This window comes from Pricia sp., from assembly GCF_041745955.1.
Classification (GTDB): domain Bacteria; phylum Bacteroidota; class Bacteroidia; order Flavobacteriales; family Flavobacteriaceae; genus Pricia.
Map to the genome: position 1 here is coordinate 1 of NZ_JBGTHY010000347.1, position 9035 is coordinate 9035.

Consider the following 9035-nt stretch of genomic DNA (forward strand, 5'->3'; position numbering starts at 1 on the left):
TGGCTCGGTGTTTACCAGCACCAACGTTGGGGACAACGTAACCGGACAGTTCTTCGCCGCACCCTTTAGATATGATGCTAGCGTAGTCTGTATTTTACCGACCCCACCAACTGGGGAATGGACCATAGCCGGACAAGATTCCTATGGCGATGGATGGAACGGTGCCTCCATAACGGTAAACATCGACGATCAACCGGCTTTCGAGTTCTTGGTCAGCGAAGATCAAGGTTCCGAAAATACGGAGACCTTTACTGTACCGACAGATGCACAATCTCTGAGCTTTGTGTACAATACAGGTTCTTTTGATGCAGAAAATTCGTTTCAGATTACCGCTCCTAGTGGGAATGTAGTTGCCAATGTCCCCCCTGCACCGTCTGGCGGTGAAATTAACCTGAACCTATGTAGCGAATAGTCGGGAAGTTATTCAAAATGATGAATCATAGAAGCCGTGCAAATAAAAATGCCCGGCTTTTTTCACTATCTTATATTAAATTATGAAAGCTCATGTTCTGAAATTTTTTTTGGCATCTGCAGCACTAGGTCTACTATCTTGTACCGAGGCTGTTGAAGCACCATTGCTGCCCACTGAGGAAAATCAGGATACAGTAAACCCAGCTCCAGAAGTGGATGTAGAAACAGAGAATACCAAGATAGAGGTTTTAGACAGAAACTTGGTTGATGATAATTTTATCCTTATCAACGAAGCCAGTGCAAACAGGGTATTTATTATGGATAAAAATGCGGTTATAATACATGAATGGCCATTAAACGGGAATAGATTGGGCAATGATGCCTATTTATTGCCTAACGGTAAACTATTGGCCATGTTGGAGGATAACGACGCCCAACTAAAACTCGGGGGCTTTGGTGGCAAAATTCTGTTGTTAAGTAAAGATGGCGATGTAGAATGGGATTTTAAATTTTCCTCCGAAGACTTCATCGCTCACCATGACGCGGAAATGCTGCCTAACGGTAACATCATTTTTCAGGTCTGGGAGCGTAAAAGTGCGGAGAGTGCGGTTGAAGCAGGCTATCATTCGGATATGGAACTCATAGTTGATGCTATATTCGAAATTGACCCATCGAGCGATGAAATTGTATGGCAATGGCATGCATGGGATCATTTGGTTCAAATGCACGACTCATTAAAAAGTAATTTTGGTGACGTAGGTAGTAATCCTCAGTTGGTAGATTTGAACTATGTAGCCGACGATACTGGCGACATTATGCACGCCAATGGTTTGACTTATGACGCTGAAAATGATATCATATTTCTGAGCGTAAACTTTTATAGTGAAATATGGGTCATTGACCATAGCACGACAACGGATCAAGCCTCAATGCATACTGGCGGACGTTTAAATAAAGGCGGTGATTTGATTTATAGGTTTGGAAATCCAGAAGCATACCAAAATACCAAGGGTAAGAGACTTTTCGACCACCAGCACTACCCCAATCTTCTAGATGGCCCCGACCTAGGCAACATGCTGGTTTTTTCAAATGGTTCTACAGAAAATCAATCTACCGTATATGAACTGCAACTACCGAAAACCTTCTCGCTTGATCCTGCTGTGGATAACGAACCAAATGTAGTATGGAGTTTCACACATCCCGAATTATATGCTCCCAAAGTATCGGGTGCAGAACGGCTGCCCAATGGTAATACCTTAATAACTGAAGGAGACTTCGGTATCTGGGAGGTTACCTATGATAAGCAAGTTGTGTGGAAATATAAGGAGAAGGGATTTTATTGGAGGGGGTACCATTTTGATAAAGATTCCGAGGCTATTAAAAATTTAGATTTAAATTAATATCGGACACACCTATCCCATTGCGCGCCCTGTCAGCTGGATCGTCCTGAACATATTGTAGGTGGCTCATCAGGCCTATCATCGTCGATATCCATTGGATCCCGATCACCTTGAAGTACATCCCGTTCGTGCTGTTCTCATTGAACCCCAGGATATGCGCCACCCTTACACCAATCTTGACCTTTCTGGATTTCGGCGAAATAGGGTTTTTAACGAGGATATGCCGCAAAACTCAAATTGTATTTTAAGGCAATTACGGCTTGGCTTTATGCAGGATTTAAACATCGGGGAGTATTTAAGGCCTGTGAAAATGGTTTTATAAATTATCTTTATTTATTATGCTAGCATAATAAATATTTCATAAATATGCCCATTTTTTTAACAAAAACGCCCTTTTCTGTCATGTATTTTTGTTTCCTTAACTATTATTTAAGATTTTTGCAAATAGCTAATTCAAAAAACTTCGTAAATGAAACAGAAATTCAAATGGATCATGACATCTTTCTTGATGTTATGTATGGGCCTTATCTATGCCCAAGAAAAGACGGTGTCGGGTAACGTTACCGACCAAGACGGGTTACCTTTGCCGGGAGTCAATATTGTTGTTGACGGTACCACTACCGGTACGCAGACCGATTTTGATGGAAATTATGCCATACAGGCAGAAGAAGGTCAGGTATTGGCCTTTACCTATATAGGACAAAAAGAGGTAAAGCAAACGGTCGGTGCGGGCAATACCATCGATGTACAGATGGAAGAGGATGCTCAGGCATTGGAGGAAGTGATTGTAACTGGCCAAGGTTCTGGTATTGCGCGACGCAAATTATCGACCACCGTTGACGTTTTGGATGCGGATGAAATTGATAGACTTCCGGGAAATCAAATTGATCAATTACTTCAATCGACGGCACCGAGTGCCCAGATACGTTTAAGTTCTGGTCAGCCCGGTACAGCATCAATCATACGGACCAGAGGGCCAATTTCAGCGGCTTCCTCATCCACGCCAGTAATTATCGTGGACGGTGTGCGGGTGGACAACCTAAATTCCAACCCAGACCAAGGCCTTGATACAGGAGGTGCAGATGTTTCCGCTCTTGCGGACATTCCTACGGAATCCATAGAAAGGATTGAATATATCAAAGGTGGAGCGGCAACAACTTTGTATGGCGCAGATGCAGCAAACGGTATAATTCAGATTATAACTAAAAAAGGTACCTCAGGGAAGTCTACAGTTTTTTTTGAAAGCCGACTTGGTGTAATAAAGGCAACGGACGACTATTTGAAATACGACAGAACAGCGGAAGCAATCTTTGAGCCTGGCCTTTCACAAGAATTTAGAATTGGCATCAATGGAGGGTCTGAAAAATTCACCTATAATTTTGGAGGGAGTCTTTATACAGATGATTCTTTTAATGATTTAAACAAACAGACCAAGAGAAGTTTCACCATAGGTCTTGGGGCGCAAGTAACCGATAAACTTAAGTACCAGGCATCCTTTTCTTACGTAGGTTTTGATTCTAATCTAGATTTTAATGCGAACACAAGTTTTTCCAGGCTTTCTAACTTTGAAGGAGGATCTAGAGGTAATTTGGACGAATTGACGGATGATGAGTGGGCAGTTGAAAAAGCAAGAGCACGAGAAATCGGAAGTTTGGTTGACATACGAAGGGTCAATAATCGGGTTACGGCATCGAATAAATTCATTTATGAGTTTAACAGTGCTTTACAAGCGAATGCCACCATTGGCATAGATTATCGTGTATCAAAGGATGAGGAAAATGATACGAATGCACTTTTGATAGCCTTGGATTCAGAACCAGAAGGAACGACAGATCAAGCATCTCTTGCAAGGGTTTTACGAAGTTCCTTTACAGTGACTACTGACCTTAACCTTACCCATACCGCCGATGTAAATAATTTATCTTTCACCACAATACTAGGAGGACAATTTTTCAGGACTGCTGATAGACAGAATCGATTGGATGGGTCAGGAGGTGTCGACGGAACAACTGCGATTAATACTTTTCCTACTATTACCGCAGGTGATTTTGTCCTAGAAAACGCAAACTACGGACTTTATTTCTTAGAAAATATTGGTCTGTACGACGTTGCTTTCATTGAATTCGGAGCAAGATTGGATGCAAACACCTCAGCTGGGGAAGATACAGAAGCCCTTCTACTTCCTAAGGTGGGAATTACCTACAATGTTTCGGACCATGATTTTTATAGGGATAGCAACATAAGTAATATTGTATCGAATATTAAGATAAGGGCCAATTACGGTGAAGCAACCAATTTTGCCCAGCCTTTCTCACAAGATAGAACGTTTGGTTTGGAGCCTTTCTTGGGTGGGCCTTCATTCAGGTTCGATCAACCCGGAAACCCTGACCTTATTTCTGAAACAGTAAAAACCACTGAGTTTGGTATGGAACTGGGATTTTTCAGAAACAGACTGAATCTAAGTGGAACAAGGTTTAAGGCAATCACGGAGGATGCCTTATTCACGCCAACACAACCACCCTCGTCCGGTCTTATTAATCAAATCCAGAACATAGGGGAGATTGAAAATACTGGTTGGGAATTTGCCTTGAATGCCTATGTAGTTCAGACAGATAAGCATCAATTGCAATTTTCCGTTTCTTACAACACCAATGAGAACTTGGTGTCCGATTCCGGGGGGTCGGCTCCTTTTAATGTGGGTGGTTTCACTGTAATAGGTTCATGGGTAGAAGAAGGTCAGAGTTTAGGATATTTGCGTGGAACTGCGGCAGTTCTTCAAGATGACGGTACCTATGTTTATGAACCAAATACGGCTCTAGGAAGGACTTTCGCACCTAAGTTTGGTTCAACCAGCCTAAATTACTCTTGGGGCAATTTTAATTTTTTCGCAACTGGTGATTACCAGCTCGGTGGTAAAATTGTGGATTTGAGTTTCTTATTGAGACATCTGAGAGGGGTCGACGACACCGGTATTCCCCAAGCGGCCATAGATGGTACAAACTCACCTTTCAACTATGTAAACTTTTTTACGTTTGACAGCGACTTTTTTAAGGTAAGAAACATCGGAGCTTCATACAGTTTCGGAGATTTGCTTAAGCCATTTGCCAATGTCACTTTTGGAATTACAGTAACAAATCCGTTCAATTGGACTGCTGGACAATTTGATCCTGAAACCACGGGATCAGGAGTAGGAAACCAAAATGGCTTCAGTAGTGGAGGGTTTGCATATGGTACGGAATCTGTACCGAGAATATTTTTAAGCTCGCTTAAGTTTCAATTTTAAAATAAAGGAAAACATGAAAAAGTTCAATATTATAATTGCTACAATCGTTATCTTATATGGTTGTACAGGCGATTTCAAAGACGTAGTTGATTTTACTGATGTTCAGAACCCAAATCTTTCCGTAAGTTCAGTCGTAGGGCAACCAAATTCAGCCACAATATGGGCTTCAGGGATAGAACGAGAGATTTCAAGGACACTTAACGAAATTCTTGTACTGGCTGAATTGGGGGCGGATAATTATGTGAATACACAAACCTTTTTTAATCAATTTTTAGACGGTTTGGAAATCCGTACTGATGACCCCGATATCAGGGATACGCAGAACGAAATTGCGCGTGTTGCTAAAATGGCATTGTTCGGTCTGGAAGAGGTCGGTCCGAACGATCCTGAATATACTGCTGAACAAGAAGCTGAATTTAATTATTACCTAGGGATTTCCAGGTTGTACGCAGGTATGTATTTTTCCGCCTTGCCTCAGGAAACACTCGGTGTGCCCATAAGCTCTACGGAAAACCTTCAAAGCGCCATAACTTCTTTCAACGATGCCATAGCATTATCGCCCAAACCTGAATATCATTTGGCAATAGCAAGGGCAAACTACTATTTAGGAAATAAGGCCGCTGCTGTTGCATCTGCCAGCGACGCTTTGGCTATCAGTACGGATTTTGTCAGAAATGCCGGCTTCGATGAATTAAATGAACCAAGCAACACTTTTGAGGATGCTATTTATGAAAGAGCCACCTTTGACGACTTGCAGCCATTGCCGACCTTGGATTTCCTTGATCCAAAATACTCTTTTTTAACTACTGATGTTGATGCGTCGGTAGCCTACTTAAAAGCCGAAGAAGCATATCTTATACTGGCCGAAGCTAATTTAGCGGATAATAGTTTATCTGCAGCGCAAACGAATCTAAATGACTTGCTTGCACTCATTGATACGAGGGAAATACGTAATATCGATGACAGGGCCGAACAAAGAACGGAGGTAGAGGAGGGATCAAGACCTGACAAAGCGACTGTTGTTGTGAATGGCAGAACAGGGTTGGTCTTAGACAGACAGGCGGCGAATGTTGATATTACTTCGGTTTCAGGAACATCACTGACAAGTGATGACGTAGCCGCCATGACAGGCGGTGATTCTTCGCTGGAACTCTTATACAGAACTAGGCAAGAAGTTTTTATAGCAGAGGGGCTGCGTTTTGTCGATATGGGTATTAAAATGGTTATTAATGAAAATGAAGTTTTGCAAAACGAGAATGTTTCCGAGGGCGATCCTAGCACCGTTGCGGTTATTCCCTCTTTTATTTTGGCCGTAGTTTCAGATTTGGATGCAATTACTTACGAGGCTGAGGCAGGTATAGCTACAACAGTCATACATTTAAATGAAATTTTAGTTGCAAATAAAGAATCTGAACAGGTGTTGCCATTTCACTAAAGACTATCGATTTTTAGATTCCCTAAAAGCCCTCACCATTTTGGCGGGGGTTTTTTCATCCCAAAAAACTTTCACATTTAATTACCAACTAAAAAAATTAACTTTGTCCGCTAGGTCGCTAACAAGGTTCACCTTGACGGCCATTTAGATAGTGATGCATCCTACCTCATTGAACCGTTGGAATTTGGAATTTAAAAGTTGGAATTTACGAAGTACCCCCCTTGCATGCATCCCCACGGGATATTTGTGCAACTATTTCCTCCCCATCCTTTTCTTGTTAGCAAGCTGTTCCATTTTCGCCCAAGAAGATTCCATCCCCGCTCAACAACCGATCGATACATCCTTGGTACAGAAAAAAAAGTGGAAGCTCGATGCTCGGGATCCCGCCTTGCTACCCCAACCCATAACCATTAAAGACTATAAGATCATATCCTATAAAAGGGATACCACCTATTTAGATACCACCCTGACCATCCAAAAGGAATATAAATACAATTACTTGAGAAGGGACGATTTTGAGCTGATGCCTTTCGCAAACATGGGGCAGCCCTACAATAAATTAGGTGTAGACTTACAAACCGATCAATTTTATCCTGTATTAGGGGCGACCGTCTTGAACTATAATTATATGGAGGTACGGGATATCGATTATTATAATGTAGCCACCCCCATGACCGACCTTTTTTTCAAAACTACTTTTGAAGAGGGACAACTGTTGGATGCCACCCTGACATTCAATACCTCCCCGCGATTGAATTTTTCGTTGGCCTACAAGGGCTTCCGTTCCTTGGGTAAATATCTGTCCGACCAAGCGGAATCCGGCAATTTTCGCACGACCACGAATTACGTCACCAAAAACGGAAGGTATCGGATACGGGCGCACATCGCCGCACAGGATATCGAAACTCAGACAAACGGGGGGCTAATCAACAAAGAAGAGCAATTCGAAGCTGGCGACCCTAACTTTAACGACCGCAAAAAAGTAGATGTCAGGTTTAACGACGCTGATAACAAAATACTGGGCAAGCGTTACTATTTCGACCATTTTTATAAAGTTTTGAAAAGGGAAAAGGATTCAAGCCGCGTAGAAAGAACATCGTTGGGGTTTGGGCATGTGTTCAACTATGAGACCAAGTATTATAGGTTCGACCAAACCCAACAGAGCACCTATTTTGGTGACAGGCTTGTGCCTGCCATTAGCGATAAGGCACAATTGAAGGCCATGTACAACGAAGTCAACGCCGAATTTTATAATGCGATATTGGGCAGGTTAATGGGCAATGTGTCCGTTTACAACTACAATTACTTCTTCAATAGCATACTGATTACCGAAGACGGTGGTCGCATTCCAAGTCGTTTGAAAGGGGAGGAGATTGCTGTCGGGGCGACCTATGAAAAAAAGATTCGGGGCTTTGCCCTTGAGGGCGAGTTCAAATATAATATCGCGGGTGAACTGGGGGGAAGCCTCTTCAATGCGTCCGCAGGATATCAATTTAATGATCGGCACATGGTAAGTGCATCGGCGCATGCATCTGCCCGTATGCCAAACTTTAATTATTTGTTGTACCAAAGTGATTACATCGATTACAATTGGTCGAACCTAGGCGCTTTTGAAAAAGAACAGGTATATGGTCTTCAGTTCAATCTGGATTCCGATATATGGGGCGGTTTGACGGTCGACTATACGACGGTGGATAATTATAGTTATTTTGGCTCGGATCCGGATATTCCCGTAAGGGAAGGGGTAGAAAATTCAATAGTTAGCCCTTATCAAGAGGGCAATGTACTAAACCATACTAAGGTTACGTACAAGAAAGAGTTTCGGCTGGGGGGCTTTGCGCTCAATAATACGGTGATGTACCAAAATGTCTCACAGGCCACTGAGGTGCTTAACCTGCCACAGTTGGTGACGCGCAATACCTTATATTTTTCTTCGGATGTTTTTAAAAAGGCGATGTACCTTCAGACTGGCGTTACGTTGAAGTATTTTACCGCGTATACTATGGATGCCTATAATCCACTTTTAGGGGAGTTCTACATCCAGAACGAGGAAAAATTGGGAGGGTATCCGATGTTGGATTTTTTCATCAACGCCAAGATCCAGCAAACGAGGATATATCTGAAAGCAGAACATTTCAACTCCGGTTTTAGCCAAACCAAGGATTTTTACTCCGCCCCGAATTACCCGTATCGTGATTTTGTCATCCGTTTTGGATTGGTTTGGAATTTTTTCTCATAATATTTTGGATGTGCTACATTTCGGTAAACGGCTGATAACTTCAGGGTTGAAGCCTATTTTGTCCATTCTAAAATCCTTCGATTCTGTTTTTTTTAAAATTTTTTACGGATGGGGTTGTGCAAACTAAAAAACCCCCTTATATTTGCACCCGCTTTGAGGGACAGATGGGCGACCATCGGAACCTTGGGGGCGTAAAAAAGGAAAAGTTCATTGACATACTGTGGAGATAATAACGACCGTCGGCCGAAAGGCCGGCGGAAGGAACCA

Annotated in this window: 4 protein-coding genes and 1 pseudogene; all 5 read left to right on the top strand. The window is 42.4% G+C overall.

Annotated elements, in window-relative coordinates; translation table 11 throughout:
* Window positions 1-412, top strand: a pseudogene (locus tag ACEW8S_RS12860) (hypothetical protein); the annotation flags it as partial.
* A gap of 82 nt (window positions 413-494) precedes the next feature.
* The gene (locus tag ACEW8S_RS12865) at window positions 495-1811 is read left to right on the top strand and encodes an aryl-sulfate sulfotransferase (protein ID WP_373518546.1); all 1317 of its coding nucleotides are present in this window, start codon (window positions 495-497) and stop codon (window positions 1809-1811) included.
* A 469-nt stretch (window positions 1812-2280) separates the two neighbouring features.
* Window positions 2281-5094, top strand: coding sequence for a TonB-dependent receptor domain-containing protein (locus tag ACEW8S_RS12870; RefSeq protein ID WP_373518547.1), 2814 nt, complete (start codon window positions 2281-2283; stop codon window positions 5092-5094).
* A gap of 13 nt (window positions 5095-5107) precedes the next feature.
* Window positions 5108-6529: a hypothetical protein gene (locus ACEW8S_RS12875; protein WP_373518548.1), complete on the top strand. Its 1422-nt coding sequence runs from the start codon at window positions 5108-5110 to the stop codon at window positions 6527-6529.
* Window positions 6530-6803: 274 nt separating this feature from the next.
* Window positions 6804-8768 (top strand): putative porin, encoded by a 1965-nt coding sequence (locus ACEW8S_RS12880; RefSeq protein ID WP_373518549.1) that lies wholly within the window; start codon window positions 6804-6806, stop codon window positions 8766-8768.
* Window positions 8769-9035 lie beyond the last annotated feature (267 nt).

What these genes read in the sequence shown, in the direction of transcription:
- ACEW8S_RS12865 (WP_373518546.1), top strand. Translation starts at nt 495, where the DNA reads ATGAAAGCTCATGTTCTGAAATTTTTTTTGGCATCTGCAGCACTAGGT.
- ACEW8S_RS12870 (WP_373518547.1), top strand. Translation starts at nt 2,281, where the DNA reads ATGAAACAGAAATTCAAATGGATCATGACATCTTTCTTGATGTTATGT.
- ACEW8S_RS12875 (WP_373518548.1), top strand. Translation starts at nt 5,108, where the DNA reads ATGAAAAAGTTCAATATTATAATTGCTACAATCGTTATCTTATATGGT.